Annotated in this window: 30 protein-coding genes; 12 read left to right on the top strand and 18 right to left on the bottom strand. The window is 45.0% G+C overall.

Translation table 11 applies throughout. The features are described from left to right. Positions 1-54: 54 nt before the first annotated feature. Complete coding sequence (gene purM, locus OCV50_RS10610) at positions 55-1,095, bottom strand: phosphoribosylformylglycinamidine cyclo-ligase (protein WP_261903017.1); 1,041 nt, start codon at positions 1,093-1,095, stop codon at positions 55-57. Between the two features lie 167 nt (positions 1,096-1,262). Between purM and upp the strand changes: the two genes are divergently transcribed. Continuing rightward, positions 1,263-1,889 carry a uracil phosphoribosyltransferase gene (upp, locus tag OCV50_RS10605; RefSeq protein WP_172974240.1) on the top strand — a complete coding sequence of 209 codons (627 nt, stop codon included), beginning with the start codon at positions 1,263-1,265 and terminating at the stop codon, positions 1,887-1,889. A gap of 104 nt (positions 1,890-1,993) precedes the next feature. Here upp and OCV50_RS10600 read toward each other — a convergent pair whose 3' ends face one another. Continuing rightward, on the bottom strand, positions 1,994-3,232 hold the full coding sequence (locus OCV50_RS10600; protein ID WP_239841017.1) for a uracil-xanthine permease family protein: 1,239 nt from the start codon (positions 3,230-3,232) through the stop codon (positions 1,994-1,996). Positions 3,233-3,500: 268 nt separating this feature from the next. Here OCV50_RS10600 and OCV50_RS10595 point away from each other — a divergent pair, with 268 nt between their 5' ends. Further along, positions 3,501-4,760, top strand: coding sequence for a DUF2066 domain-containing protein (locus OCV50_RS10595; protein WP_261903016.1), 1,260 nt, complete (start codon positions 3,501-3,503; stop codon positions 4,758-4,760). A gap of 151 nt (positions 4,761-4,911) precedes the next feature. On the opposite strand, the gene OCV50_RS10590 is transcribed toward OCV50_RS10595, so the two are convergent. From OCV50_RS10590 to bepA, 4 genes are all read right to left on the bottom strand, one after another. Then, on the bottom strand, positions 4,912-5,349 hold the full coding sequence (locus OCV50_RS10590) for a DUF2069 domain-containing protein (RefSeq protein ID WP_261904157.1): 438 nt from the start codon (positions 5,347-5,349) through the stop codon (positions 4,912-4,914). Further along, on the bottom strand, positions 5,349-5,939 hold the full coding sequence (gene wrbA / locus OCV50_RS10585) for an NAD(P)H:quinone oxidoreductase (RefSeq protein ID WP_261903015.1): 591 nt from the start codon (positions 5,937-5,939) through the stop codon (positions 5,349-5,351). Before wrbA ends, OCV50_RS10590 begins: the two co-directional genes overlap by 1 nt. Before the next feature lie 6 nt (positions 5,940-5,945). Continuing rightward, positions 5,946-6,296, bottom strand: coding sequence for an arsenate reductase (glutaredoxin) (gene arsC, locus OCV50_RS10580; protein WP_261903014.1), 351 nt, complete (start codon positions 6,294-6,296; stop codon positions 5,946-5,948). A gap of 88 nt (positions 6,297-6,384) precedes the next feature. After that, a complete protein-coding gene (gene bepA, locus OCV50_RS10575) occupies positions 6,385-7,839 on the bottom strand; it encodes a beta-barrel assembly-enhancing protease (protein WP_261903013.1) in 1,455 nt (484 codons plus the stop codon). Positions 7,840-8,018: 179 nt separating this feature from the next. Here bepA and OCV50_RS10570 point away from each other — a divergent pair, with 179 nt between their 5' ends. Both OCV50_RS10570 and OCV50_RS10565 read left to right on the top strand, forming a co-directional pair. Continuing rightward, positions 8,019-8,258: a sulfurtransferase TusA family protein gene (locus OCV50_RS10570; protein WP_239841013.1), complete on the top strand. Its 240-nt coding sequence runs from the start codon at positions 8,019-8,021 to the stop codon at positions 8,256-8,258. Then, on the top strand, positions 8,251-9,327 hold the full coding sequence (locus OCV50_RS10565; protein WP_239841012.1) for an AI-2E family transporter: 1,077 nt from the start codon (positions 8,251-8,253) through the stop codon (positions 9,325-9,327). The genes OCV50_RS10570 and OCV50_RS10565 overlap by 8 nt, the downstream gene beginning before the upstream one ends. A gap of 78 nt (positions 9,328-9,405) precedes the next feature. Here OCV50_RS10565 and bcp read toward each other — a convergent pair whose 3' ends face one another. Together bcp and OCV50_RS10555 are read right to left on the bottom strand one after the other, a co-directional pair. Next, entirely contained in the window at positions 9,406-9,876 is a 471-nt protein-coding gene (gene bcp / locus OCV50_RS10560; protein ID WP_261903012.1) for a thioredoxin-dependent thiol peroxidase, read from the bottom strand. 12 nt (positions 9,877-9,888) lie between these two features. After that, the gene (locus OCV50_RS10555) at positions 9,889-10,431 is read right to left on the bottom strand and encodes a glycine cleavage system protein R (RefSeq protein WP_032551739.1); all 543 of its coding nucleotides are present in this window, start codon (positions 10,429-10,431) and stop codon (positions 9,889-9,891) included. Between the two features lie 351 nt (positions 10,432-10,782). On the opposite strand from OCV50_RS10555, the gene dapA reads away from it, so the two are divergent. Together dapA and bamC are read left to right on the top strand one after the other, a co-directional pair. Then, on the top strand, positions 10,783-11,661 hold the full coding sequence (gene dapA, locus OCV50_RS10550; RefSeq protein ID WP_261903011.1) for a 4-hydroxy-tetrahydrodipicolinate synthase: 879 nt from the start codon (positions 10,783-10,785) through the stop codon (positions 11,659-11,661). 47 nt (positions 11,662-11,708) lie between these two features. After that, complete coding sequence (gene bamC, locus OCV50_RS10545; RefSeq protein WP_261903010.1) at positions 11,709-12,746, top strand: outer membrane protein assembly factor BamC; 1,038 nt, start codon at positions 11,709-11,711, stop codon at positions 12,744-12,746. A 116-nt stretch (positions 12,747-12,862) separates the two neighbouring features. Here the strand turns inward: bamC and OCV50_RS10540 are convergent, their stop codons facing one another. From OCV50_RS10540 to OCV50_RS10525, 4 genes are all read right to left on the bottom strand, one after another. After that, positions 12,863-13,054, bottom strand: a complete 192-nt coding sequence (locus tag OCV50_RS10540; RefSeq protein ID WP_261903009.1) for a DUF2897 family protein — start codon at positions 13,052-13,054, stop codon at positions 12,863-12,865. 8 nt (positions 13,055-13,062) lie between these two features. Next, on the bottom strand, positions 13,063-13,737 hold the full coding sequence (locus OCV50_RS10535) for a M15 family metallopeptidase (RefSeq protein ID WP_261903008.1): 675 nt from the start codon (positions 13,735-13,737) through the stop codon (positions 13,063-13,065). A gap of 42 nt (positions 13,738-13,779) precedes the next feature. Continuing rightward, positions 13,780-14,919 carry a succinyl-diaminopimelate desuccinylase gene (gene dapE, locus OCV50_RS10530; protein WP_261903007.1) on the bottom strand — a complete coding sequence of 380 codons (1,140 nt, stop codon included), beginning with the start codon at positions 14,917-14,919 and terminating at the stop codon, positions 13,780-13,782. Between the two features lie 113 nt (positions 14,920-15,032). After that, positions 15,033-15,380: an ArsC family reductase gene (locus OCV50_RS10525; protein ID WP_150869096.1), complete on the bottom strand. Its 348-nt coding sequence runs from the start codon at positions 15,378-15,380 to the stop codon at positions 15,033-15,035. Between the two features lie 205 nt (positions 15,381-15,585). Here OCV50_RS10525 and OCV50_RS10520 point away from each other — a divergent pair, with 205 nt between their 5' ends. After that, the gene (locus tag OCV50_RS10520; RefSeq protein WP_032551746.1) at positions 15,586-15,873 is read left to right on the top strand and encodes a winged helix-turn-helix domain-containing protein; all 288 of its coding nucleotides are present in this window, start codon (positions 15,586-15,588) and stop codon (positions 15,871-15,873) included. 45 nt (positions 15,874-15,918) lie between these two features. Here the strand turns inward: OCV50_RS10520 and OCV50_RS10515 are convergent, their stop codons facing one another. Both OCV50_RS10515 and OCV50_RS10510 read right to left on the bottom strand, forming a co-directional pair. Beyond that, on the bottom strand, positions 15,919-16,251 hold the full coding sequence (locus OCV50_RS10515; RefSeq protein ID WP_261903006.1) for a DUF4156 domain-containing protein: 333 nt from the start codon (positions 16,249-16,251) through the stop codon (positions 15,919-15,921). A 10-nt stretch (positions 16,252-16,261) separates the two neighbouring features. Further along, positions 16,262-16,603, bottom strand: coding sequence for a DUF2956 domain-containing protein (locus OCV50_RS10510; RefSeq protein WP_261903005.1), 342 nt, complete (start codon positions 16,601-16,603; stop codon positions 16,262-16,264). Between the two features lie 108 nt (positions 16,604-16,711). Here OCV50_RS10510 and OCV50_RS10505 point away from each other — a divergent pair, with 108 nt between their 5' ends. From OCV50_RS10505 to OCV50_RS10485, 5 genes are all read left to right on the top strand, one after another. Then, positions 16,712-17,173 carry a DUF2919 domain-containing protein gene (locus OCV50_RS10505; RefSeq protein WP_239841004.1) on the top strand — a complete coding sequence of 154 codons (462 nt, stop codon included), beginning with the start codon at positions 16,712-16,714 and terminating at the stop codon, positions 17,171-17,173. A gap of 65 nt (positions 17,174-17,238) precedes the next feature. Continuing rightward, a complete protein-coding gene (locus OCV50_RS10500; RefSeq protein WP_239841003.1) occupies positions 17,239-18,162 on the top strand; it encodes a Dyp-type peroxidase in 924 nt (307 codons plus the stop codon). Between the two features lie 138 nt (positions 18,163-18,300). Further along, positions 18,301-19,434: a flagellin gene (locus OCV50_RS10495; protein WP_261903004.1), complete on the top strand. Its 1,134-nt coding sequence runs from the start codon at positions 18,301-18,303 to the stop codon at positions 19,432-19,434. 236 nt (positions 19,435-19,670) lie between these two features. Further along, positions 19,671-20,804 carry a flagellin gene (locus tag OCV50_RS10490; protein WP_150871420.1) on the top strand — a complete coding sequence of 378 codons (1,134 nt, stop codon included), beginning with the start codon at positions 19,671-19,673 and terminating at the stop codon, positions 20,802-20,804. Positions 20,805-20,991: 187 nt separating this feature from the next. Continuing rightward, positions 20,992-22,119 (top strand): flagellin, encoded by a 1,128-nt coding sequence (locus tag OCV50_RS10485; RefSeq protein WP_261903003.1) that lies wholly within the window; start codon positions 20,992-20,994, stop codon positions 22,117-22,119. A 70-nt stretch (positions 22,120-22,189) separates the two neighbouring features. Here OCV50_RS10485 and crr read toward each other — a convergent pair whose 3' ends face one another. The 4 genes from crr to cysK form a co-directional block, all read right to left on the bottom strand. Beyond that, the gene (gene crr / locus OCV50_RS10480) at positions 22,190-22,699 is read right to left on the bottom strand and encodes a PTS glucose transporter subunit IIA (protein ID WP_032551815.1); all 510 of its coding nucleotides are present in this window, start codon (positions 22,697-22,699) and stop codon (positions 22,190-22,192) included. Positions 22,700-22,804: 105 nt separating this feature from the next. Further along, entirely contained in the window at positions 22,805-24,529 is a 1,725-nt protein-coding gene (gene ptsI / locus OCV50_RS10475) for a phosphoenolpyruvate-protein phosphotransferase PtsI (RefSeq protein WP_239841297.1), read from the bottom strand. A gap of 138 nt (positions 24,530-24,667) precedes the next feature. After that, on the bottom strand, positions 24,668-24,925 hold the full coding sequence (locus OCV50_RS10470; protein WP_032552209.1) for an HPr family phosphocarrier protein: 258 nt from the start codon (positions 24,923-24,925) through the stop codon (positions 24,668-24,670). A gap of 301 nt (positions 24,926-25,226) precedes the next feature. Continuing rightward, positions 25,227-26,195, bottom strand: a complete 969-nt coding sequence (cysK, locus tag OCV50_RS10465; RefSeq protein ID WP_261903002.1) for a cysteine synthase A — start codon at positions 26,193-26,195, stop codon at positions 25,227-25,229. Positions 26,196-26,291 lie beyond the last annotated feature (96 nt).

The raw sequence follows: 26,291 nt of genomic DNA, 5'->3' as shown, positions 1-26,291 counted from the left end.
GCAGAATGAGGACCTAAAGTCCCCATTCTTAATAGTTCGAGTCAGCAATTTAGCTTAGTTGATTTCAACTTGCTCTTCACCTTCAGCTGCTTGCGCGATTTCACCAATCACCCAAGCGTTTTCGCCTTCAGCTTTCAGTAGCTCAACCGCTGCTTCTGCTTGCTCTTTTGGAAGCGCAACCACTAGGCCAACACCACAGTTGAAAGTGCGGTACATTTCAAATGTTTCCACGTTGCCTTTCTCTTGTAGCCAGTTGAAGATAGCAGGCCATTCCCAGCTATTACCGTCGATAACTGCTTTAGTACCTTCAGGAAGTACGCGTGGGATGTTTTCCCAGAAACCACCACCAGTGATGTGCGAGATAGCATGGATGTCGTGCTCTGCAATCATCTTAAGTGCTGATTTGATGTAAATCTTAGTTGGTTCTAGTAGGTGTTCACCGATAGTGCGACCTTCTAGCTCTTCTTTCTTATCTGCACCCGATACTTCCAGTACTTTACGAATCAAAGAGTAGCCATTTGAGTGTGGGCCACTTGAACCTACAGCGATAAGCGCATCACCTGCCGCGACTTTAGTGCCATCGATGATGTCTGCTTTTTCAACAACACCCACACAGAAGCCAGCAACGTCGTAATCTTCGCCTTCGTACATGCCTGGCATTTCAGCAGTTTCACCACCGATAAGCGCACAGCCAGATTGAACACAACCTTCCGCGATGCCTGAAACAACGTCAGCGGCTGTATCAACATCTAGCTTACCTGTTGCGTAGTAGTCTAGGAAGAATAGAGGTTCTGCACCTTGAACGATAAGGTCGTTCACACACATTGCCACAAGGTCGATGCCTATGGTGTCGTGTTTTTTCATATCCAAAGCAAGGCGAAGTTTAGTACCTACACCATCTGTACCTGAAACCAGTACAGGCTCTTTGTATTTAGTTGGTAGTTCACATAGGGCGCCAAAGCCACCAATGCCACCCATTACTTCTGGGCGACGAGTGCGTTTTACTGCACCTTTAATACGATCTACTAGTGCGTTACCTGCATCGATATCTACACCAGCGTCTTTGTAGCTTAGAGAAGAATTATTACCGCTCACGGGATAGTCCTCGGTCTTAAGTTGGATGTGAAAACGGCGCTATTCTAACAGGGCTTGCCAAATAAGAGCAAACGTTTGCGTAAATTTTTTGCCAAATAAACATACTGAAAATGTGATAAAAACGATGTATAATCTGTGGGTTTATTTAAATATTGCCGGAGTTGGAAATGAAAGTTGTTGAAGTAAAACACCCGCTAGTTAAGCACAAGATTGGCCTGATGCGTGAAGGCGAAATCAGCACGAAGCGTTTTCGTGAACTAGCAACAGAGGTGGGTAGCCTTCTAACATATGAAGCGACAGCAGATTTCGAAACTGAGCGTGTAGAGATCAACGGCTGGAATGGTCCAGTAGAAGTTGACCAAATTAAAGGTAAGAAGGTAACAGTTGTGCCAATCCTACGTGCTGGTCTTGGCATGATGGATGGTGTACTAGAGCATATCCCAAGTGCACGTATCAGTGTGGTAGGTATCTACCGTGATGAAGAAACACTTGAGCCTGTTCCATACTTCAACAAGCTAGCATCTAACATCGATGAGCGTATTGCGCTTGTTGTTGACCCAATGCTAGCAACGGGTGGTTCAATGATCGCAACCATCGACCTAATGAAAGAGAAAGGCTGTAAACACTTTAAGATTCTTGTTCTTGTAGCTGCTCCAGAAGGTATCGCGGCACTTGAAAAAGCACACCCAGATGTAGAGCTTTACACTGCGGCAATCGATGAGAAGCTAAACGACAAGGGCTACATTGTTCCTGGTCTTGGTGATGCTGGCGATAAGATCTTCGGTACTAAATAATTCAGTTGGTTGTAGCGATGTTCGCTATAACCAATAGAAAAAGCCAATAGATTAAAAAGGGAGCGTATCTGATGATACGCTCCCTTTTTGTTTTCGATTTTTGATTACTTAATCTGCGCAGTATCTACAGAGTGGTTCTCACCCAGCTCTTCTGGCAGTACTAGATTTAGTAGAATAGCAACGATACCACACAAGCTCACGCCCTGAAGGCTGAAGTCGCCGATACCAAAAGCCATACCGCCAATACCGAATACCAGTGTCACACCCACAATCACAAGGTTACGTGATTTGTGCAGGTCAACTTGGTTTTTGATCAGTGTATTTAGGCCAACTGTTGCAATAGAACCAAACAGTAGAATCATGATACCGCCCATTACTGGAACCGGTATAGTTTGCAGTAACGCGCCTAGTTTACCCACTAACGCAAGTACAATCGCGGTTACTGCCGCCCAAGTCATGATGACTGGATTGAATGCCTTCGTCAGCATTACCGCACCCGTTACTTCACTGTAAGTGGTATTTGGTGGCGCGCCCAGCATAGACGCTGCAATCGTTGCCACGCCGTCGCCTGTGATGGTGCGGTGCAAGCCTGGCTTTTTAAGGTAATCTTTACCGGTTACGTTCGAAATCGCCAGCATGTCACCAACGTGTTCAACCGCAGGAGCGATAGCAACGAAGACCATGAAGAAGATAGCATTGATGTTGAACTCTGGAGTGACAAAATTCGGCATAGCTAACCAAGAGGCTTGAGCAACAGGCGTAAAGTCAACTGCGCCGTAGACTAAGCTCGTGATGTAGCCTGCTACAATACCACCAAAGATTGGCAGCAGTTTCATAAAGCCCTTCGCAAATACGCTAATAACGATAGTAACAATCAGCGAAATCGCGGAGATCCAAAGCGCTGCATCCGCATCTACTAGCTGAACTGCACCGTCTCCAGTTTTACCCAGTGCCATGTTAACGGCCACTGGCGCTAAACCAAGACCAATAACCATGATTACGGGGCCAACCACTACCGGCGGTAATAATTTATGGATAAAGCCAACACCACGTACCTTAATGAGACCACCCATTAGAACGTAGACCACACCCGCAGCCATTAGACCGCCCATCGTGGCACCTATCCCCCAAGTTTGTACGCCAAACATGATCGGTGCGATAAACGCGAAAGAAGAGGCTAAGAAAATTGGAACCGAACGGCGAGTAATAACTTGGAAGAGAAGGGTACCAATACCCGCACCGAATAGTGCAACATTGGGATCTAAACCAGTAAGTAGTGGGACTAATACCAGTGCACCAAAGGCGACAAAGAGCATTTGCGCACCCTGCAAAGCATTTTTCATGATAGGTCCTTGAGCTAATCGTAAAGTAAAAAATAAAATTCGCGGGATTTTATCACCTAGCAATCGATTGCTATATAGGTTGAGTCAAATTAATCGTTCATTTGTTGAAAATATGTGCGTTATTACCTAAGTTGTCGTCATTTTTTCTTTGTGGCTATCTACCACCCCAATAAATCTCGGTTATTCAACCCAGTATCTACCATCTTCCTTGCCCACTTACCCATAGTTGCTTATCATCAGGGCACAAGATTTTAAGACTAGGATCGATATGCGTTATTTAGCATTGTTGATGGGACTACTGGCTGCGCCGAGTTATGCATTGACTCAGGTGGACATTTTTAGTGCCGAAGTGGCTATCAACTCAGAACAGAAAGAGCCTGAAAGAGCGGCAAGAAATGAAGGCATGCAGCAAGTATTAGTGCGTGCGACCGGTCAGACAGATGTTGCCACGAATGAGACCGTTCAAAAGGCGATGCGTCAAAGCGCTCAATACCTATCTCAAATGAGTTTTGGTGAGACGAGTGAGCAGACGACACTACGCATGCGCTTCAATGGTGCTCAGATTCGTAACCTGTTAACTCAGGCACAGTTGCCATATTGGCCAGACACGCGCTCAAACGTGTTGGTGTGGTTGGTTGAAGAACAAAACTACGACAAGAATATCGTTTGGGAACATTCGAATTCAGCATTAGCGACGGGTATTCAACAAAACGCGAAAATGCGTGGCTTACCAATTACTCTGCCGGTTGGAGACTTTGATGACATCACAGGTATTGCGACGTCTGATCTATGGGGCGGTTTTGTTGCACCTATCAGCCAAGCGAGTCAGCGTTATCCTGTAGATGCGGTGTTAGTTGTACGCGCTCAACCGTCAGGCCTGCGTTGGACGCTATATGATCAGCAGCCTAACCAACTGACGAGTTCACCAAAATCGCCGGTTACGGGTTCTATCTCTGGTAGCGGAGCATCTGCGTCTCAGTCGTTAGTGAACGAAATCAGCAATTACTATGCTGCGAAAAGCGCAGTAACGGTCGCGAGTGAGTCTTCAGAGTCTATTCTTGCGCAGTTCATTAGTTTGGATAACGCACAGGACTTCTTCCAGTTGGAGAACGCACTGAAAGCACTAAACTCAGTAGCGAGCCTGGATATCCTTAAGATCCAGAATCATGAAGTTACATTCAGGATTCATCTGCTATCAACTCAAGATGAGTTTGAAAAAGAAGTCGAAGGCCTACGCTCAGTCGCTAAGGTTGAAGCTTCTTACTTAGAGCCAGAAAAAACGCCGGAATTTGAAGCGCAAGATAACACTCTATCTGTCGGTGAAGCTGAATCACAAGCGGAAGCAGAGAGAGCTCCACAAGTGGTGACGCCAAGCAACTTATCTGCCGAAGTGAAAGCGCCAACCACAGAGTCGACAACAGATGCCGCTCAAGAGGTAACGGAAGAAGCTGAGAGCAGTCAAGTTATTGAGATGACTCGTGCACCGGAACCGGTTAAGCCAAGCTTGGTTTATGAGTGGATTCGATAATCGAGTTTAAAAATGAAGAAAGCCCTGCGAGTGTGCAGGGCTTTTTTGTAGCTATTGAGCAACCAATTTCGATAGAGCTATCTACTTGTGAGTATCTCAGGATTTGAGTTACTAAATATCTAAGTAACTATGTCATTGGTTAACGTAGCAACTACTGTTCAAACTTGGCTTTCTCTTTCTTTTCGATTTCAGAGAGACGTTTTAGCTTAATGCCGAGTTCTCTTGCTCGGAAGCGGGCGAACAGAATATTGCCAGCAAAACCTAAGGTCGTCAGCAGAAGCTCAACTGCAGCGAGCATGCGCTCCCCACCATCGACATACAAAATCGTTAATGCATGTAGAAAGTAGAGCATTAAAATAAAATTAGCCCACGCATGAGTGTATGGCTTAGCCGCCATAATCCCCGGGAGTGGCAACAGCAGTGGCACCGCCCATACAATCGCTAGCGTTACATTGTCTAAATGAGGGTGTGGTGAAAGGGTCATCTGCCATGCTACTACCCAGCCTAAAAGCAATAAGTTACCCACTAAAGCAAAGTAACGAAATAGCTTAGTCTTGGGAGACATCGCTTTCTCAGACATATACATAATCAAGATATTCCTTTCTGGTTTATCGCAGTGCGTGCTAGGCGCTTTCCTAGATTTTGTGCCAGTTCAATTTCTTCTTTGCTTAACGAGCTGTGCTCACCTGTGCTGCTTGCTCCGTAGGGTGTGCCGCCCGTTTGAGTGGTATGCAGAGCCGGTTCAGAGTAGGGGATACCCATAACAAGCATGCCATGATGAAGCAGAGGTAGCATCATGGTTTGCAGAGTGGTTTCTTGACCACCATGCAAAGAGGAAGAAGAGGTAAAGACACAAGCGGGTTTATCGATGAGATCGCCATTAACCCACAAAGGGGTCGTGCTATCCCAGAAGTGCTTCATTGCTCCAGCCATATTGCCAAACCATACGGGGCTACCTAAAGCTAAGCCATCACACTTCTTTAAATCCTCAAGGCTAGCACAAGGATCGCTCATATCATCGAAATCCCGCGGATTAGAGTCATTGGTATGGATCTCTTGCACGGTTCTGAGCACGGCTTCACACCCGGAGATTGACTCAATGCCACGAGCGATTTGTCGAGCCAATCCGAGTGTGTTGCCGTGGCGACTGTAATATAAGACCAGTATTGAAACGCTCATAAAGCCTTATAGAATCTCTAGTACTTGCTCTGGTGGACGACCAATCTTGGCACGGTTATTTGCCACAACAACAGGTCGTTCGAAAAGCTTTGGATTATCCGCCATTGCCGCAAACAGCTGTTCGTCGGTTACGGCGCTGTCACCTAGATTCGCTTCTTTGTAGTCGGCTTCTTTGGTACGCATCATTTCACGAACGGTTTCAAAGCCCAGTTGAGAAAATAGAACCTTCAATTGCTCAACAGACAACGGTGTCTCTAAGTATTTAATGATTTCTGGTTGAACCCCATTCTCTTCAAGAATCGCGAGAGTTTGGCGGCTCTTTGAGCAGCGAGGGTTATGATAAATTACGACAGACATGTTTCTTCCTCGGTATAGTTTTATTTATATTTTGTGAGAGCGGCAGAGTAGCGCGCTCTCACTGGTTGAGTCTTGTTTTAAGCAACCGCTATTGTAGTGCTAAGAAGCGTTCACGTTGAATCATTAATTGGTCAATACGTGCGTCGTAACGAGCTTGTTTTAGACTTCCTAGCTCAGCGATTTGACTGGCTTGAGTGTAGTATTGAATGGCTTTATTCCAGTTCGCTTGCAGTGCCAAGATTTCCGCTCGCGCCGCTAGATCTTCATCACTATTGCCAAGGTCGATGTTTGCTTTCGACAATAGGTGCCAACCGTTGGTGTCATTTGGGTTGTCGTGAGTGTAGCGTTGCAGCACTCTGATCGCTTCCTGTTGCTCTTGGTTCTCAAGTAGCGCATTAGCATAATTGATTGTCAGCACTGAGTTATTTGGTTGACGCACTAATGCCGCTTTCAGCTCTTTGATCGCTTTTTGTGGTTTTTTCTGTTCGATGTGCAGATCCGAGATCGCATCGAGATAGAAAAGGTTAGTCGGATCATTGGTGATGAGCTTATTTAGAATCGGTTCTGCTTTGTCGAGCTTCTTCGTGTCTAAGTACACCAAGGCTTGTCCGTACTCTAACGACGGTATCAAAGACTCTGGCGCTTTCTTCATCTTACGCTCGAACCAGTCTAAAGCAGCATCCCCATCAATACCTGCGTAACGTGCCACAATACGCGCTCTTGCTAAATGGTAATCAAGCGATGGCGCGAGCTTGAGTGGTGGGTAGCTACGAGCTCGTGCGCGAGAGTCGGTAATACGATCTTCTGGTAATGGGTGAGTCAGCAGCATTGGTGGTGGTGTGCTTGCATAACGGTATTCATCTGCAAGACGGCCAAAGAAGCGCGGCATTGCATTCACATCAAAGCCTGCTTTCGCCATCGTGTTGATGCCAAAACGATCGGCTTCTTTTTCGTTGCTACGCGTGTAGTTGATTTGGCTTTGCATGTTTCCAGCTGTTGTTGCTGTCAGAGCTGCGATACCTGCTTCTGGAGCTGCGATAGCTAATAGTACCGATGCGGCAATCGCAGCAATCGTGGCTGGAGAGCGTCGAGCTTGGTCTTCCATGCTACGAGCTAAGTGACGTTGAGTTACGTGTGCGATCTCGTGAGCAAGAACCGACGCCAGTTCACTTTCGGATTGAGCATGAAGGAATAAACCCGAGTGCAAAGCAACATAGCCTCCAAAGAAGGCAAATGCGTTGATGTTTCTGTCGCGAATCATGAAAAAGTTAAACGGCGTTTTTACGTCGTTTGCATTAGCGACGAGTCGGTGACCTAGGCTATCGATGTACTGATTGAGTACAGGGTCATTAACGACAGGCTGACTGCTACGAATGATGCGCATGTAGGCATCACCATAGATCAACTCTTGGTCTATGGTCAGGGTGCCGCCGGCAGCCGTTCCTATGTCGGGCAGATCCAAGCTATTGGCTTGAGCCATTAATGGGGTGCCGAGTGTTGTAGCGATGCATAAGCAAGCTATTGAGCGAGCGCGTTTAAACATATTAGTCAGTAATACTCCGTTTCTTCTGACAGTAAGACAAGGACAACACGAAATGGTTCTTTATCTGATCTCACCTTTGTTTAAGTACGTGCGTTAAACTAAAGGTTGGGGAATGAAAGATGGCACGTTTTCAAAAACAGATTACAATACGACCCTTATAATAAGCATCGAGCTAGATAATGAAACCAAATATTCTAGATTTACGCCAAGAGCGCTGCCCAATGGCGTTATTATTAGCCAAGCGTCACAGTGTTAAGTTAGAAAATGGTCAGTCCTTATTGATCTATATTGCTGATCAGAGCTCAATGACCGATATTGTAAGCTTTTTATCCAAGCAAGCCTTTACTGTTGAAGTTGAAGCTTGTTCTGGTCATCACCAAATCCAAGTTACAAAAAAGGAATTGCAATCAAATGCTTGAAATGATGAATCGTTGGTATAAACGACGTTTTTCTGATCCACATGCAGTTAGTTTGGTGGCCATCATTTTATTTGGTTTTATTACCATCTATTTTTTCGGTCATTTGATCGCGCCGTTGCTGGTAGCGATTGTTCTTGCCTATCTTCTTGAATGGCCAGTGACTCAACTCCAACGACTTGGTCTTCCAAGAACCCCAGCAGTGATGTTGGTTATCTTGATGTTTTTCAGTGTCATGTTGATTGCTTTATTTGGTTTGGTGCCAACTATCTGGAATCAAGTCGGAAACCTGCTCAATGATATCCCGAATATGTACATTGGGTTGCAAAATTTCATCTCAACCATTCCTGAGCGCTACCCTGAGTTAGCGAATCTACAGATTGTCGAATCGGTGATGTCGAATGCCAAAAACAAGGTGTTGGGCATGGGTGAAAGTGTGGTTAAAGGTTCTCTGGCATCACTGGTGAGCATTGCAACGCTAGCGGTGTACCTTATCTTAGTGCCGCTACTTATCTTCTTCTTACTGAAAGATAAAGAAGAGATGATCCGAATGGCAAGTGGGTTACTACCAAAAAATCGCCGTTTGGCAACCAAAGTATGGGTCGAGATGAACCAACAGATCTCTAACTATATTCGCGGTAAAGTGCTTGAGATCTTGATTGTGGGCGGCGTGAGTTATGTAACGTTTGCTATTCTCGATCTTCGATACTCGGCACTGCTTGCGGTTGCTGTCGGCTTCTCAGTGTTGATTCCATATATCGGTGCAGCCGCTGTGACGGTACCTGTTGCCATCGTGGGCTTATTCCAATGGGGATTAGCGCCACCATTCTACTGGCTACTATTGGCTTACGGTATTATCCAAGCCCTTGATGGTAACGTGCTAGTTCCGGTACTGTTCTCTGAGGCGGTCAACCTGCACCCTGTGGCCATCATTGTAGCTGTGTTAGTCTTTGGTGGGCTTTGGGGTTTTTGGGGCGTATTCTTTGCCATCCCACTGGCGACACTCGTGAAAGCAGTATGGAATGCACTACCAAGCCATGCGCTTGATGATGATCCTGAAATAGCTGAATAAATCAGTAAAAAACAAAGGCCGAATATTTACGATATTCGGCCTTTGTGCTTATACGACTTTAGGTAGTCAGAAAAACGCTTAGTCTTGCTGATTAAAGTAATCTAGAACCACTTCGTGGTGTGTTTTTGTCTTGAACTTATTAAATACGTGTTCAATCACACCTTCTTCGTCAATCAAAAAGCTGATGCGGTGTAGGCCATCGTAAACCTTACCCATGAACTTCTTCTCGCCCCACACACCAAACTGTTCAGCAACTGCGTGGTCTTCATCTGAAAGCAGAGAGAAGTTCAGTGATTTTTTAGTAATGAAATTCGGTAGGCGTTTTACTGGGTCAATGCTGACACCAAGCACTACAACGTTGAGTGCGTCTAGTTCCGTTTTGATGTCGCGCAGGCCTTCTGCTTGCACAATACAACCTGGAGTCATTGCTTTAGGGTAGAAGTAGAAAAGGACTTTCTTGCCTTTGAAATCATCCAGAGAAACGATGTTGCCATCTTGATCCGGAAGAGAGAATGCAGGTGCTGGAGTGCCAGCTGTCAGCGTATTCATGACATTTCCTTTTTAAAGACTGTTTTTGATAAAGTTGAGCGAGCCTTGGACTGATAGGCTCTGACACAGCGCGTTAAATTCTTCTTGTAGCTGCATCAGGTTACATTCTGATTGAACAGAAGCGGTAATGGAGATATGGAACTGATCGTTATCGAGCTGCACCTTGGATTTATTGATAGTCTGGGCGCTGAGCGAGTCCAAACCTATCTCACGATCGGCAAAAAATTGAGTGAACTTTTCTGTGAGCCCGAGCCTGTCGTCAGACTCTATAAATACTTCTAGGGTATAGGAGTTTTCAATATGGTCATGTGGAGACGTTCGCTTCATGATAGTAATCAGGTCATGTTCCTGACCAAGCAAGGGTAAAGTTGTTTCCACTCGAGTAATATTGTTGGCTTTGCCTGATAACAGCATGATGAGAGTGAACTCTTCACCAAACATCGCAATGCGACTGTCAATAATATTACAGCCTGATTGGGTGACTAACTGAACCACTTGGTTACAGATACCCGGGCGATCTGTGCCCACTGCAGTGATTACTAGATGTTGAGTCATAAAATCACGTCTCTTTATATTCCATTGATTAGAGCATGTTAGCACAGATACAGACATTAACGAGTGAAGGGCGGGGTGTTTTTATGAGCCATTTAGCCTTAAATGGACAATCAATAAGCAGGAAGCATTGACAAACGTTCACCACTAACCGAGCGCTGACAAGCTATGTGTTAAATCGGTTAAATTGAGTGTGAGCAAATCATTTCTAGCATTGAACCTGCTTATAAGTCGTGTGACCTCTAACATACGACAATATTTCATCCAGTTGTGGCCGCTAAGCGACTTTAATCGCTTGTGTTTATTAATCGGCTTACAGTAACATGCAAAAAGAACAAATTAAGGGAGATAGACATGTTTTCAGGAAGTATCGTTGCGCTGGTTACACCATTCAATTCTGACGGTGAAGTGGATTTCGAAAGCCTTAAAAAATTGGTCGAGCACCACATTGCTGCAGGTAGTGATGGTCTTGTAGCCGTTGGCACTACGGGTGAATCTTCTACACTGACTATTGAAGAGCATGTCAAAGTCGTTACTAAGATGGTTGAGTTTGCAGATGGCCGCATTCCTGTGATTGCTGGTACTGGCGCGAATGCGACACACGAGTCGGTACTGTTTAGCCGTCTATTAAATGGCTCTGGTATTGCGGGTTGTCTAAGTGTGACACCTTACTACAACAAACCAACTCAAGAAGGTTTGTACCAGCACTATAAAGCGATTGCTGAAGTGAGCGACGTTCCTCAAATTCTATACAACGTACCTGGCCGTACTGCCGTTGACCTGTTGCCAGAAACTGTCGCTCGTCTTTCAAAGATTGAAAATATCGTTGCACTTAAAGATGCGACGGGTGATCTAGAGAGAATTGCAATTCATCGTGAACTTTGTGGCGAAGATTTTATCTTACTAAGTGGCGATGACCTTACTGGCCTCGAATTCGTTAAACGTGGCGGTGATGGTGTTATCTCAGTAACGAATAACGTTGCAGCAGCAGACATGGCGACCATGTTTAAGCTAGCGAAAGAGGGCAAATTTGAAGAGGCAGAAATCATAAACGAGCGTTTAATGCCACTTCACAAACATTTGTTCATTGAATCTAATCCAATTCCAGTAAAATGGGCGGTTCATAAAATGGGCTTGATCGCTGAAGGCAGTCTTCGACTACCACTGACAGAGTTGTCAGAGCCAGCTCAGCCTATCGTTGCTCAAGCAATGACAGAAGCGTGTATTTACTAAATGTTTGAAATAGTGCCGGAGCTTGTCTTCGGCATTTAGGAGTATAAATGAAGTATTCTCACCAGCTAGTGATCGGCTCACTGGCTGTTTTCGTTCTTACAGCATGCTCTGGTAGCGCGACTCAACGTCGTCAAGCCAAAGATGACTTCGAATACTTAGAAACCCCAGAGCTGACTCAATGGCAGCTTCCAGAGGATGCAACGCCTCAGTTCTACCCAAACTACGATATTCCTAAAGGGGAGTTTGCTGGTGGTACTGGTCGTGACGTTGATATTCGTCCACCACAGCAGGTGTTGGAGCTTATTCCAGGTGCGCGAGCAGAGCGTCAGAACGGCGAAGTCACCTTGTGGTTATTGCGTGCTGAAGAAGCCGATCGTGTATGGCAAACAGCGGTTGATATGCTGACAGAGCGTAATATTGGTGTTCGTGAGCAGTCTGATAAAGAGATCGAGACCGATTGGGTGACTTGGGTTTCTGAAGACGAAGAAGTAGAGATCGGTAGCCGGTATACAATCTCTCGCTTTGAAGCGAACAATCGCCACGGCTTTAAGATCAATTTGATTGATTGGCGTGAAGGCTCTGAAGAGAAGCCTGTTTCTGCGACCAACAAAGAGCGTTATAACGCCTTTATGACCAACTTGGTCATGGCGAAGTATGACGAGAACTTGCGTGCTGAAGCGGCATTGAAAGCGCAAGAGCTGGTTAAGAAGATCCCAATCTCAATGGGCTCAGACCGCAGTGGATTCCCTGTTATCATCGCTCGTACACCTTACAACGTGTTGTGGCAGCGTCTACCTAAGCTTCTTCCTCAAATGGGCTTTGAGCTAGAGGAGCGTAACCAGTCGCAAGGTACGGTGAAAGCGAAATACGCCTCTCCAGATGATGAATTCTGGGATGAGATTGGTCTTAAGCCGATCGACCTAAGCCCGGGTACATATACCTTCCTATTTGGTGACTTGGGTAACCGTACCTCTATCAACGTGACTGACGCTTCGGGTAAGCCTGTAGAAGAAGAGCTATTGAAATCAATGGTTCCTATCTTGGCGCATGTGGCTGACCAAACCAAAGAAGCTCAAGAGAAGTAACCGTTTAGACGCTACTGTCTCAATAAAATGAGTTTAAAAAAGAGGACGTTAAGTCCTCTTTTTTGTGTCTGTTATTTAAAGTAGTGATTGCTCGGAAAACTCGTTGTCACTTGCCGTTACTTGTCATCGAGGTTTTCGCGGTTCAGTTTGTCTAAACGATTGAGCTTATCGAGAACACTCTCTTTTTTCAGTTTATCTGCCTTGCCGACATTCATGTTAGCCGTGTATTTGAGCGCCGCAATGTTACCGACGACAACACTGACCACGATGAAAATGATGACCCAAGGATTGGTTAGCCATTCAAGCATAGAAGCTCCTAGTTACCGATATTCGTTATGAAACGATCATAGATGGAATTAAGTTGCTCCATAACGAGCTCATACCCTAATATTGGCTCAGACTGGAGTTGATTGCCAAGCAGAGTCGGCGATAACTGTGATAGACAAAGCTCTGCAGTCCGCTTGTGGCTAATATGCCACGGCTCGACAGCAACGCCCCCTAGGTCTTTGCTATACGGGAAGAAGAACCCAAACTCCTCAGCGTTACCTTTGAGCCATTGATAGAAGGCATGTTGATGTCCCTCGAAATACTCCCAAGGCTCTAATTGCAGCTGGGTGTCTGCAGGAAGATGGTTGCGAGCGAAAACATCAAAATCTGTTCCCCAATGGTGGCGACTGGCACCGGGTAGGGCAGACCAGCGTAAAATCGCCCACAGCTTCTCAGTATCGGTCAACTGAGTAGGGTCTAATGGTTGGCTATCACTGTCTAAAATGGTGGTTTCACCCGCGTATTTTCGATTCCAGATCAACGACTGACGCTGATAGCTTCGAAAACCACTGGCGATCTCCATTTTGTAACCTGCTTGCTCGGCGGCGGCGATTAAGTTGTGAAGATCTTGGGCGACCTCATGATGTACAAGAAAGGTTTTACTTCCAATTAATGTCTCAGTTAAATGAGACTCTACTTGTCCGGTTAACTCTTTTGGTGTCATGAGATTGCCCAACTTTTTCGCTGTCTTTTCGGTCTTTGAAGACTATGAGTTTGCTAGTAGGTTCACCAGTGTACGTTGGTACATGTCAGTCAGCTTCTCTAGATCCGTGACTTTCACACACTCGTTCACTTTATGAATTGTTGCATTCACTGGCCCCAGCTCCACAACCTGTCCACCCATGCGTGCAATGAAGCGACCGTCAGATGTACCACCCGTGGTTAATAGCGCCGGTTTCACATCGTTTACGTGGTCAACGGCATCAACGATGGCATCGAGAAGAGCACCAGTATCTGTCAGGAACGGGTCGCCATTGAATGTCCACTTCAGGTCGTATTCAAAGTCGTACTTGTCTAGAGTGTTAGTGATGCGCTCAACGATGATATCGTTGCTCAGTTCAGTACTAAAGCGAAGGTTAAACTGAACATTGAATTCACCAGGAATAACGTTTGATGCACCTGTGCCTGCGCTCACATTTGGAATTTGAAAGCTAGTTGGCGGGAAGTAATCATTACCTTTGTCCCACTCCGTTGTCGCAAGCTCATGGATTGCAAGCAGAGAGCTGTGTACAGGGTTATTCGCTAGGTGTGGGTAGGCAACATGGCCTTGTGTCCCTTTTACTGTAAGATCGCCTGTGATTGAGCCTCGGCGACCATTCTTCACAACATCACCGACGAACTCTGTACTTGAAGGTTCACCTACGATACACATATCGATATTCTCGCCACGAGCCATCAGTGTTTCGACCACGCGCACAGTACCATTGATAAACGGTCCCTCTTCATCTGAGGTGATCAAAAAGCCGATAGAACCTTTGTGATCTGGGTTGTCTGCGATGAACTGTTCAACTGCAACAATCATCGAAGCCAGTGAACCTTTCATGTCTGCAGCGCCACGACCGTGAAGGTAACCATCAATAATCGTTGGCTCAAATGGTGGTGTATCCCAAAGCTCCGCAGGGCCAGAAGGTACAACATCTGTATGGCCAGCGAATGCGAACAGTGGTGCTTCTGTGCCACGGCGAGCCCAAAAGTTGGTGGTGTCTTCGAAAACCATCACCTCGATTTCAAAGCCAAGTGCTTTGAGGCGGTTTATCATTACGTCTTGGCAGCCAGCGTCTTCCGGCGTTACTGATTGTCGGCTAATGAGATCTTTTGCCAGAGCCAAAGTTGGGCTGTCTGTCATCCTTGAATTCCTTGTTCTACTTATCGTTTGTTTTTTGAGAAACGTGGCATTTCAGTCGCCACGTTTCTGAATTCATACTTGCGTGATGCAAATAGTGCTTAGTGCAATTGGGGTTAAGCAAAAATAGCGGAATATTGATCAGCTTTGAAGCCAATATGCAGCTTATCTTCGACTTTTAGGATTGGTCGCTTGATCATTGCAGGCTGTTCTACCAAAAGAGCGATGGCATTTTCTTCATTTAGACCGTCTTTTTGTTCTTGGGTTAGTTGACGGTAAGTGGTGCCACGCTTGTTAAGAACTTGCTCCCAGCCTAGCTCTTCGCAGAAGCTGCGTACTAGCGCTTCATCTACACCTTGTTTGCGGTAATCGTGAAATTCGAAGCCGATCTCTTCAGCTTGTAGCCATTTCTTTGCTTTTTTAATTGTGTCGCAGTTCGGGATACCAAACATTGTGATAGTCATTATTCTTCCTTTTGGTGATCTTCTTTCATTGTTATGAATGGAATCCTATCAGGAACTCGGAATTCAGACAAAACAGAGTGAGGAATATTTCAAAGAACGAAAAAAAACGGTAAGAAAATGTCACGAATGGAGACTTATTGATCAACCTCAACATGTCGGATGAGAAAAAAGAAATAATTAACTGGCACAGATATAGGAGGTGTCAATGGAGTTGAGTCCTGTTTTTGCAAGGCGGCTATATTTAGCGTTACTCGTAGAAAGCCTTGAAAGGCCGAATGTGCCTAAACTCATCGAAAAAACGGGTTGGCCTCGTCGTACTATTCAAGATGTACTCAAGGCGTTACCGGGGATCGGTATCGAACTCATGTTTATTCAAGATGGGCGACGTCATAATGATGGTTACTATCAGTTATCTGATTGGGGACCATTCGATAGTCAATGGGTTCTGGAACGTAAAAGTGATATAGCGTCCAGTCTTGGATTTAGTGCATAAGCCAGCGAAAGCTGGCTTTTTCTTTTTTGCTAATAAGGTGCGTTGCTATGGGCAGTCGTAGCCAGTACCTAATAACGTCACTGATGTCACGAAGTCTTGAGGCAATGTGAACAACACAGTATTGGCGTCTATCGCTATGGCATTGGATTTGAGTTCGTTGATGGCGCCTTGAACCAACGTATCGTTGGGGAAAAACAGATAGCTATACCAATGGCCTTCACTTCCTGTGATCACCCCTTTGTATGTGCAATGGCTGATATCAAGTATGCCGTGGTAATCCATTTTAACTTGGTCTGCTTGTTTGTGAGGGAGTTTGGTCGGAGTCGTACACCCTACAAGCATTCCCATAATCAGCAGTCCTAACCATCTAAGTTTCATTATTGCGATCTCACGTTTGAGTTATATAGGCAATGAATCCAATCCAGCTTACGACTAATAACATCCAAGGCAGCATATTGGATTTATTGTCTTGCGTTTGAGTTGTCTCTACAGGTTCGTGCACTTCAATTTCAGCGGTCTGTTGTTTGACTTTTTGCTGCTTTTTCTTTGCTTTGTCAGCCTGGCGGTTACGCTCTTTTTGTTGTTTCTTATATTGTGCGATGCCTTTTTCAATCCCTTGAGCGATCAGTTTGGTTTGCTCTTTGGTTTGTCCGGGCTTTTGAGTCGCCTTAGCGATTTTGATTGCTTCTTGTTGAGATTCAACCGAAGGTGTCTGGGTCTTCTTTTTCATGTTGAGATAATCGTTAATACCAATATGTAGATAAGATAACGTAAACCTAGTTAAGTATGAATGATTTGCGTTAAAGTGTCTGTTTTCTAATAAGCTGAAGTGGGATCTGTGCGGTATTCTTTAGAACAATATGATAAACATGGCTTTCTCAAAGCACCGATTTTGCTGTGGCTTGGTTGGTTGTTTTTAGCCAAAGCCCTAGTCGTATTTGTCGTGGCTGGTGCCAGTCGAGAGTCTGGAGCTAAAATACTAGAGATCGTTTATCCCGATCATCAAATGTTTTATGTGGGGATTGCTCTGAGCGTGCCGAGCGTTCTATTGATGTGGCTATTTGGTCTGAGATCGCCAGAACGACCGTATATCAATACCATTGTCTCATGGGGACGATGGGTTACTTTTTTTGCAGTATTAAGTCAGTTTGCCCATACCGTCTATCTTGTCTATCTCGATCATGGTGTGTTTCATTGGCTACATGGCGTCACACTGATGCTGTTGTTGTGGTTTTTAATCTATCTCATTAAGAGCAATACTGTCCGAGATTGTTTTATCGCCGTTGAAGCTGAAGACTGACAATAATCAAAAATAATTAATACAATCATATTTATACTAGAAGCTAAAAATGAAAGGATCGAACTATGCTTAACTCTTCAAATGAGCAGCCTCAAGCGCAAGGTGCTATTTTACCTGAAGCTGGGCCTTTCGCTCTGTATGTGCAGCTAAAAGTCGTAAACAATGCACCACAAGTATTAGAACAATTGAAGCAGCTTCCTGCTTTGGTTGCAGAATTGAATGAAACACAGCCTGAGTCTAATTTGACTCTTTCACTAGCATTCTCGAAGACATTCTGGGACAAATTTGAACAAGCCGCACCGGCCGATTTGATCGCTTTCCCAGCACTTGGTGAAGGTGAAGTCACTGCACCAAGTACAGATTCAGATGTTCTGCTTCACTGCCACTCAAACCGTCATGATTTGCATTTCTATGTGATTCGTAAATTATTGGAGCAGGTTTCAGAAGACGTTGAAGTAGTGGATGAGACTTACGGCTACCGCTATTTGGATTCTCGTGACATGACAGACTTCGTCGATGGCACTGAAAACCCGAAAGACGCACAGCGTGCTGAAGTTGCGTTGATTCCTGAAGGCGAATTTGCGGGCGGTAGCTACGTTATGGTTCAGCGTTTTATCCATAACTTACCAGCTTGGAATCGCTTGAATGTGAAAGCGCAAGAAAAAGTAGTGGGTCGTACTAAGCCTGATTCTATCGAGCTAGACGACGTTCCTGCAGCTTCTCATGTTGGCCGTGTAGACATCAAAGAAGAAGGTAAAGGTCTGAAGATTGTTCGTCACAGCTTACCTTATGGCAGCGCTACGGGTGACCATGGTTTGCTATTTATTGCTTACTGTAATGTTCGCCATAACTTCGATGCAATGCTTGAGAGCATGTATGGCGTGACCGATGGCAAGACAGACCAACTATTGCGTTTTACCCGTGCAGTGACTGGCGCTTACTACTTTGCACCATCACAACAAATGTTGGCTGAGTTATCGATTAAGTAGCGATAGCCACTTAGAGGCAACCACATTGAAAACAAAAAGAGGCGTTATGCCTCTTTTTTTGATTAAAGAGTTAGCAAGGTTGGTCGATATAGAAGCAACGATTGACTTTATTACCTCCCAACGGATAAGCGAACATCTATGGCTATTACGGTAAATACCAATGTTTCAGCGCTGGTGGCACAGAGAAACCTCTCTAACGCTAGCAACATGCTGAATCAATCTTTGGAGCGACTGGCTTCAGGTAACCGTATTAATAGTGCTAAGGATGATGCTGCCGGCCTACAAATCTCCAATCGACTTGAAGCGCAAATGAGCGGTATTGATGTTGCGGTTAGAAACGCTAACGACGGCATCTCGATAATGCAAACCGCAGAAGGTGCGATGAATGAGACCACCAATATAATGCAGCGCATGCGTGATCTTTCTTTGCAGTCAGCGAATGGCTCGAACAGCAAGTCCGAACGAATCGCTATCCAGGAAGAGATCACGGCTCTTAATGATGAGTTAAATCGAATCGCCGAGACCACCTCGTTCGGTGGTAAGAAACTACTGAACGGTAGTTTTGGTAATACGGCTTTTCAAATTGGTGGTAGTTCTGGTGAAGCGGTGCAAGTCGGCTTAAAGAGCATGCGAACAGACGGCATTGATATGGGCGGTTTTAGCTATGTCGCCAATGGCATGGCTGATAAGAGTTGGGCGGTAAGCTCGGGTAATACTGCGTTCAATATGTCGTTTACCGATCGCTTTGGTCAATCCCAATCCATCTCAATTAACGCGAAAGCGGGCGATGATATTGAACAGCTTGCGACTTATATCAACGGCCAAACAGATCAAGTTTCTGCATCCGTTAATGAAGATGGGCAGTTGCAGATCTACATGGCTGGTGAACAAACGTCAGGAACGATCGCCTTTTCAGGTGGTCTCGCAGATGAGCTCTCCATGTCATCAGGACGCTATGAATCGGTCAATGATATCGATGTAACGTCGACGGGTGGTGCGCAGCGTGCTGTTTCAATCTTAGATACTGCAATGAAGTACGTAGACAGTCATCGCTCAGAGCTGGGTGCGATGCAGAACCGATTTGATCATGCCATCAATAATCTACAAAACGTGCATGAGAATCTGGCAACCTCGAACAGTCGTATTAAAGATACCGACTATGCTAAAGAGACTACCCAGATGATCAAACAACAAATCTTGCAGCAGGTAAGTACATCTATCCTAGCTCAAGCCAAACAGGCGCCTAATTTGGCGTTAACTCTGCTGGGGTAAATGGCCACGCCTTTCGGCAGCACTTCTAGCAACTTTAGTGTTTTTTTCCTCTTTTTTCTTATATTTACCCCTCTAGTCACGTTTTTTCACCCAACTTAATTTATTTCTGATTTTTCTCATTTTTTCTCTAAAGGTTTCAGATTTAGCGCCGTTATTAAAAGTAACTTTGAGAGAACTACTTGGTTTTCCGAGACGTCGGAAACCGCAACACCGGAAAATCAATTGGAGAAATCACCATGGCAGTGAATGTAAATACCAACGTTTCAGCGATGACTGCGCAACGTTACCTAAACAACGCAAACAGCGCTCAACAGACTTCTATGGAGCGTCTAGCTTCAGGCTCTAAAATCAACAGCGCAAAAGATGACGCTGCGGGCCTACAAATCTCTAACCGTTTGAACGTACAAAGCCGCGGCCTAGACGTAGCAGTACGTAACGCGAACGACGGTATCTCGATTGCACAAACAGCTGAAGGTGCAATGAACGAGACAACAAACATCCTGCAACGTATGCGTGACCTTTCTCTACAATCTGCAAACGGTTCAAACTCTAAGTCTGAGCGTGTCGCGATTCAAGAAGAAGTAACAGCACTGAACGACGAACTAAACCGTATCGCAGAAACAACCTCTTTTGGTGGTAACAAGCTTCTGAACGGTACACACGGTACTAAGTCTTTCCAAATCGGTGCGGACAACGGCGAAGCGGTAATGCTTGAGCTGAAAGACATGCGTTCTGACAATGCTCAAATGGGTGGTAAGAGCTACCAAACTGAGAGTGCAAAAGACAAGAACTGGAACGTTCAAGCGGGCTCTAACGACCTGAAAATGACGTTCACAGATAACTTTGGTCAAGCGCAAGAAATCGACATCAACGCTAAAGCTGGCGATGACATCGAAGAGCTAGCGACTTACATCAATGGTCAACAAGACTCTGTAAAAGCGTCTGTAACTGAAGATGGCAAGCTACAAATGTTCGCAGGTAACAACAAAGTAGACGGCAACGTAGACTTCTCTGGTGGCCTAGCGGGTGAACTTGGTATCCAAGGCGGTAAAGAAGTAACGGTTGATACTATCGACGTAACATCGGTAGGTGGCGCACAAGAATCTGTTGCTATCATCGATGCTGCACTGAAGTACGTAGATAGCCACCGTGCAGAGCTGGGTGCATTCCAGAACCGCTTCGACCACGCTATCAACAACTTAGATAACATCAACGAAAACGTGAATGCATCTAAGAGCCGTATTAAAGACACAGACTTCGCGAAAGAAACGACTCAAATGACTAAGTCGCAAATTCTTTCTCAAGCGTCTAGCTCGATTCTTGCTCAAGCGAAGCAAGCACCGAACTCAGCACTTAGCCTACTTGGCTAATTGAAAGCAAAATTAAAATTGAAAGCTAGGTGGTCAAACACCTAGCTTTCTTTTTATTGAGTGAATTTACCGAATAATGAATTGTATTAATGATGTGGGCAGTATCATTCAGGTGTATGCAATTTGTGTTGAAGGGACAACACAAGCGGTGAGTTGGGGTAAACCTAACTAAACGGAATACAACTTAATGGTATCGATACAAACAAATATATCTTCCTCAATCGCTCAGCGGCATCTTGGTGAAGCACAAGGCCAAGCTGTTGACGCTCAATCAAAGCTGCAGTCAGGTTCTCGTATCAATACGGGGAGTGATGACGCTGCAGGCCTTCAAATAGCCAATCGACTTAAAGCTCAGACTCGAGGCATTGATGCTGCACTGTCGAATGCGACCAATGCGAATTCTATCGCACAAACTGCCGAAGGAGCGTTGCACGAAAGTACCAACATGCTCCAAAAGCTCCGTGATTTCGGATTACAGGCGTCCAATGGTGCATTAAGTCAAGATGAACGCGAAAGTATCCAGATTGAATCGGAGGCGTTGATCGATGATCTCGATCGTATTGCATCATCAACGACCTTTGCCGGGGATGAGTTGTTCAATGGCTCTTTTGGTAAGCGTAACTTTAACCTTAGTCCCGACTCGAACGCAGTTTCCCTGACGCTAAAGAGTATGTACACCAATATCCCACAAATGGGCGGACATTTTACTGAAGCAAGCAGCAATGTGGATGAGAATTGGCGTGTTAACGCTAATAATCAAGGCTTAAGTATCAGTTATCAAGATAGCAATGATGAGTCGCAGGCGCTCGATTTTAAGCTCAAAGAGGGCGATGATATCTATCAGGTAGCCACCTATATTAACGGCCAGCAGGATGTGGTTAGAGCTTCGGTGAACGAGGAACATCAGCTGCAATTATTTTCAGCTCATGCCGATTCACCTCAAGGTTTCGAAGTCACAGGTAGTGCCGCGAACATCTTTAATTTTGATGAACCTCAGGCAATATCATTAGATGACGTGGATATGACGACGGTTGGTGGTGCCCAGCTTGGGGTTGCGGTGATTGATGCTGCATTGGGTTATGTGGATGGGCATCGCAGTGAAATCGGTGGTTTCCAAAATGGCGTCAGCCGCACAATGAATAGTCTCAATAATACTTTTCATCATATCGCAGACTCAGAAGGGCAAATCAAAGATACCGATTACGCTAAGCTAACTACTGAGTTAACCAAATCTCAGATGCTTGAACGCGCGACATCAACGCTGCTTGCACAAGCAAACCAAGACACTGGCACTGCATTATCTTTGTTAAGGTAATTTTCTTAGGACAACAAAAAACGCAGCCGTGAGGCTGCGCTTTTTGAACTTTTGAAATGCTAAGTAGAGATTACTTAGTCACTTTCAGAACTGGAGTTTCACCTACAGTTACAGAACCAGCAAGTTTGTTCAGCTCTTTGATTTCATCCATGTTAGAGATAACAACTGGAGTAAGAGTTGATTTTGCTTTTTCTTCTAGAAGCGCTAGGTCGAAAGTGATGATAGTGTCACCAGCTTTAACAGTTTGGCCTTCTTCTGCTACACGAGTGAAGCCTTCGCCTTTAAGTTCAACAGTATCGATACCGAAGTGAACAAATAGCTCAACACCGTCGTCAGACTCGATAGAGAATGCGTGGTTAGTTTCGAAGATTTTACCGATAGTACCGTTAACTGGAGCTACCATTTTGTCGCCAGCTGGTTTGATCGCGATGCCGTCACCAACGATTTTCTCAGCGAAAACAACATCTGGCACGTCTTCGATATTTACGATTTCACCAGAAAGAGGTGCGATGATTTCGATTGCACCAGCGTCAGCGCTGTCATCAGATACTAGCTTCTTAAGTTTGTCAAACAGACCCATTGTGTCATGCTCCTAACGTTTAGTTTTATTCTGTAGAATATACTATACCAATCTAGCAAATTAGACGACTATTTTTAGCCGTCTAATTTGATTAAGCATAGATGATTACTGAGATTTTTCAGCGATGAATTTGTCTACAACAGCTTGGATTTCAGCAGCAGTTGGTAGAGAAAGTGCTTCTTCAGCCATAGCTTTCACTTCTGCGAAGTTAGAGTTACGGATTACTTTCTTAACTTTAGGGATAGAGATACCGCTCATAGAGAACTCATCTAGACCCATACCTAGTAGAAGTAGAGTTGCACGCTCATCGCCTGCTAGCTCACCACACATACCTGTCCATTTACCTTCAGCGTGAGACGCATCGATAACCTGCTTGATTACTGTAAGAACAGCAGGTGACAGTGGGTTGTAAAGGTGAGAAATCATCTCGTTACCACGGTCTACAGCAAGTGTGTACTGAGTAAGGTCGTTTGTACCGATAGAGAAGAAAGCAACTTCCTTCGCTAGGTGGTGTGCGATAGCTGCCGCAGCTGGTGTTTCAACCATTACACCGATTTCGATCTCTTCGTCGAATGCTAGACCTTCAGCGCGAAGCTCAGCTTTGTATTCTTCGATAGCTTTCTTCAGTTCACGGATCTCTTCAACTGAGATGATCATTGGGAACATGATACGAAGCTTACCGTGTGCAGACGCACGAAGGATACCGCGTAGTTGGTCACGTAGGATTTCGCGACGGTCTAAGCTGATACGTACTGCACGCCAGCCTAGGAACGGGTTCATCTCTTCTGGAAGATCCATGTATGGTAGATCTTTATCGCCACCGATATCCATAGTACGGATGATCACTGACTCGCCGTTCATTGCTTCAGCAACTTCTTTGTACGCTTGGTACTGCTCTTCTTCAGTAGGAAGTGCATCACGGTCCATAAATAGGAATTCAGTACGGTACAGACCAACGCCTTCACCACCGTTACGGATGATGCCGTCACAGTCTTTTACAGTACCGATGTTACCGCAAACTTCTACACGATGGCCGTCTAGAGTCTCAGCGTGTAGATCTTTAAGTTTTGCTAGCTCTTCTTTTTCAGCTAGGAATGCAGCTTTAACTGCTTTCGCTTCTTCAAGTTCAGCTTCTGATGGGTTGATAACAATCTTGTTATTCATCGCATCAAGAATAAGCATGTCGCCGTTCTTCACTTTCTTAGTGATATCGTTAGTACCAACGATTGCAGGAAGCTCTAGTGAACGCGCCATGATAGATGTGTGAGATGTACGACCGCCGATGTCACAAGCAAAGCCTAGTACGTAATCTAGGTTGATTTGTGCAGTTTCAGATGGCGTTAGGTCGTAAGCTGCTAGGATAACTTCTTCATCGATATCGCTTAGAGAAACGATGTTGATGCCTAGAGCGTTTTTAACAAAACGAGTACCGATATCACGGATATCAGTTGCACGTTCTTTTAGGTATTCGTCGTCTAGTGACTCAAGTGCAGATGCTTGCTCTTCGATAACAGTGTGGATTGCGTTATCTGCGTGCATCTTGTCGTTCTTGATAAGTGCTAGGATTTCTTCCTCTAGCTCTTCATCTTCAAGAAGCATGATGTGACCTTCAAAGATCGCTTCTTTTTCTTCACCGAAAGTCTCAAGCGCTTTTTGCTTAACAATTTCTAGTTGAGCTGAAGATTTGTTACGAGCGTCAAAGAAACGCTGAACTTCTGCTTCAACTTGGTCTTCAGTGATAGTGTTAGTGTTTAGAACGATTTCATCTTCTTGAAGTAGTAGTGCTTTACCGATAGCAATACCAGGAGATGCTAGGATACCTGAAATCATAGCTTTACCTTAAGTTGGTCAACTGTAAACGGGAGAGTGTGTGACTTATACCGCTGGGCACTTGGCCGAGCTTATTCTGTTCTATTTCGAACAAAGCCACTTTGCGGGGCAAAATGGCTTTGAAAGAAGAAGACCGAATTAGTGTAGTTGGTCCATTAGAGCAACTAGGTGGTCTACAGCTTGCTGAGCTTGTGGGCCTTCAGCAGAAATAGAAACTACAGTACCTTTAACTAGGCCTAGAGTTTGTAGTTTGAATAGGCTTTTAGCGCTTGCGCTTTTACCGTTAGAAGTCACAGTGATGTCTGCGTCGAAAGATTTTGCTTCTTTAACGAACTGTGCAGCTGGACGAGTGTGAAGACCGTTTTCTGCTGTGATTTCTACTTGCTTCTCGTACATTTTATATACCCCAATTAATTTATTATTTGTAAAGTTTATAACCAAGTTTAGCTTAACTTCTTTAACGCGTATGCGCCAGAGTGTAGTACGCCATGTTCGTGTTTGAACAGTTTGGTTAAAATTTTATCCAGCCATGGTGCTCTTTTGACGAGAACTCACGACCTTCAGAATCTGGTTTATTGCTTCTTTTATTTTGAAGCGAAAAATAAAACAGGGGTGATATTACCAAAGGTGAGGCAGGGATCAACAAAAAAGCCCCAATTAGGGGCTTTTTTAGACCAAATATTGATTTGACCACATATTACTGTTGGTTCTCTTTGTCGGTAAAAATGCCGGCAAACAGGGCTGTGCTGAGGTATCGTTCACCTGAGCTTGGTAAAACTGTAACAATTGTTTTCCCAGCAAATTCAGGCAGTTCCGCTAGACGGTTTGCTGCAACGACTGCTGCACCAGAAGAGATACCCGCTAGGATGCCTTCTTCTGCCATTAGGCGTTGTGCCATTTCGATTGCTTCTTCTGAAGTAACAGATTCAACACGGTCTACAAGCTCTAAATCAAGGTTACCAGGGATGAAACCTGCGCCGATACCTTGGATTTTGTGCGGTGCTGGTTGAATTTCTTCACCCGCAAGTGCTTGTGCAATTACTGGAGATTCTGCTGGCTCAACCGCTACAGAAGTAATTGCTTTGCCTTTCTCACCTTTAATGTAACGGCTTGTACCTGTAATTGTACCACCCGTACCTACACCTGCTACAAACACATCGATCTCACCATCTGTTGCTTCCCAGATTTCAGGGCCAGTCGTTTTCTCGTGGATTTCTGGGTTCGCAGGGTTGTTGAATTGTTGAAGAAGTAGGTATTTCTCTGGATCGCTTGCCACAATTTCTTCTGCTTTAGCAATCGCGCCTTTCATACCTTTAGCCGCTTCTGTTAGCTCAAGGTTAGCACCTAGTGCTTTAAGCAGCTTACGACGCTCTAGGCTCATTGACTCAGGCATAGTTAGCGTTAGTTTGTAACCACGAGCAGCCGCAACAAAAGCAAGAGCCACACCTGTGTTACCACTTGTTGGTTCTACAAGCTCTACGCCAGGCTTAAGAGTGCCAGCTTTTTCAGCTTCCCAAATCATGTTTGCACCGATACGACACTTAACACTGAAGCTTGGGTTACGAGCCTCTACCTTAGCGAGTACATTACCTTTACTTACTTTGTTCAAACGAACCAGTGGAGTGTTACCGATCGTAAGGGAGTTATCTTCGTAAATCTTGCTCATGGAATATTCCTTCATTTGATGACAGAACTAAACGCGGCATATCAATGACTTAGTCGTCCCGTTTATTTCAATGTTTGTTTAAGTTGAATTTAGATT

The sequence above is a fragment of the Vibrio fortis genome (assembly GCF_024347475.1).
GTDB lineage: Bacteria > Pseudomonadota > Gammaproteobacteria > Enterobacterales > Vibrionaceae > Vibrio > Vibrio fortis.
The sequence above is the reverse complement of the archived record's forward strand: the minus strand, read 5'-3'. Positions and strand labels throughout refer to the sequence as shown.

What these genes read in the sequence shown, in the direction of transcription:
- crr (WP_032551815.1), bottom strand. Translation starts at nt 22,699, where the DNA reads ATGGGTCTGTTTGACAAACTTAAGAAGCTAGTATCTGATGACAGCGCT.
- OCV50_RS10555 (WP_032551739.1), bottom strand. Translation starts at nt 10,431, where the DNA reads ATGACTCAACATCTAGTAATCACTGCAGTGGGCACAGATCGCCCGGGT.
- arsC (WP_261903014.1), bottom strand. Translation starts at nt 6,296, where the DNA reads ATGTCTGTCGTAATTTATCATAACCCTCGCTGCTCAAAGAGCCGCCAA.
- OCV50_RS10510 (WP_261903005.1), bottom strand. Translation starts at nt 16,603, where the DNA reads ATGAAAAAGAAGACCCAGACACCTTCGGTTGAATCTCAACAAGAAGCA.
- OCV50_RS10570 (WP_239841013.1), top strand. Translation starts at nt 8,019, where the DNA reads ATGAAACCAAATATTCTAGATTTACGCCAAGAGCGCTGCCCAATGGCG.
- OCV50_RS10515 (WP_261903006.1), bottom strand. Translation starts at nt 16,251, where the DNA reads ATGAAACTTAGATGGTTAGGACTGCTGATTATGGGAATGCTTGTAGGG.
- dapE (WP_261903007.1), bottom strand. Translation starts at nt 14,919, where the DNA reads ATGACAGACAGCCCAACTTTGGCTCTGGCAAAAGATCTCATTAGCCGA.
- OCV50_RS10520 (WP_032551746.1), top strand. Translation starts at nt 15,586, where the DNA reads ATGGAGTTGAGTCCTGTTTTTGCAAGGCGGCTATATTTAGCGTTACTC.
- upp (WP_172974240.1), top strand. Translation starts at nt 1,263, where the DNA reads ATGAAAGTTGTTGAAGTAAAACACCCGCTAGTTAAGCACAAGATTGGC.
- wrbA (WP_261903015.1), bottom strand. Translation starts at nt 5,939, where the DNA reads ATGAGCGTTTCAATACTGGTCTTATATTACAGTCGCCACGGCAACACA.
- OCV50_RS10500 (WP_239841003.1), top strand. Translation starts at nt 17,239, where the DNA reads ATGCTTAACTCTTCAAATGAGCAGCCTCAAGCGCAAGGTGCTATTTTA.
- ptsI (WP_239841297.1), bottom strand. Translation starts at nt 24,529, where the DNA reads ATGATTTCAGGTATCCTAGCATCTCCTGGTATTGCTATCGGTAAAGCA.
- OCV50_RS10600 (WP_239841017.1), bottom strand. Translation starts at nt 3,232, where the DNA reads ATGAAAAATGCTTTGCAGGGTGCGCAAATGCTCTTTGTCGCCTTTGGT.
- OCV50_RS10535 (WP_261903008.1), bottom strand. Translation starts at nt 13,737, where the DNA reads ATGACACCAAAAGAGTTAACCGGACAAGTAGAGTCTCATTTAACTGAG.
- OCV50_RS10495 (WP_261903004.1), top strand. Translation starts at nt 18,301, where the DNA reads ATGGCTATTACGGTAAATACCAATGTTTCAGCGCTGGTGGCACAGAGA.
- bepA (WP_261903013.1), bottom strand. Translation starts at nt 7,839, where the DNA reads ATGTTTAAACGCGCTCGCTCAATAGCTTGCTTATGCATCGCTACAACA.
- OCV50_RS10490 (WP_150871420.1), top strand. Translation starts at nt 19,671, where the DNA reads ATGGCAGTGAATGTAAATACCAACGTTTCAGCGATGACTGCGCAACGT.
- OCV50_RS10485 (WP_261903003.1), top strand. Translation starts at nt 20,992, where the DNA reads ATGGTATCGATACAAACAAATATATCTTCCTCAATCGCTCAGCGGCAT.
- OCV50_RS10540 (WP_261903009.1), bottom strand. Translation starts at nt 13,054, where the DNA reads ATGCTTGAATGGCTAACCAATCCTTGGGTCATCATTTTCATCGTGGTC.
- OCV50_RS10595 (WP_261903016.1), top strand. Translation starts at nt 3,501, where the DNA reads ATGCGTTATTTAGCATTGTTGATGGGACTACTGGCTGCGCCGAGTTAT.
- OCV50_RS10525 (WP_150869096.1), bottom strand. Translation starts at nt 15,380, where the DNA reads ATGACTATCACAATGTTTGGTATCCCGAACTGCGACACAATTAAAAAA.
- bamC (WP_261903010.1), top strand. Translation starts at nt 11,709, where the DNA reads ATGAAGTATTCTCACCAGCTAGTGATCGGCTCACTGGCTGTTTTCGTT.
- dapA (WP_261903011.1), top strand. Translation starts at nt 10,783, where the DNA reads ATGTTTTCAGGAAGTATCGTTGCGCTGGTTACACCATTCAATTCTGAC.
- bcp (WP_261903012.1), bottom strand. Translation starts at nt 9,876, where the DNA reads ATGAATACGCTGACAGCTGGCACTCCAGCACCTGCATTCTCTCTTCCG.
- OCV50_RS10470 (WP_032552209.1), bottom strand. Translation starts at nt 24,925, where the DNA reads ATGTACGAGAAGCAAGTAGAAATCACAGCAGAAAACGGTCTTCACACT.
- cysK (WP_261903002.1), bottom strand. Translation starts at nt 26,195, where the DNA reads ATGAGCAAGATTTACGAAGATAACTCCCTTACGATCGGTAACACTCCA.
- OCV50_RS10565 (WP_239841012.1), top strand. Translation starts at nt 8,251, where the DNA reads ATGCTTGAAATGATGAATCGTTGGTATAAACGACGTTTTTCTGATCCA.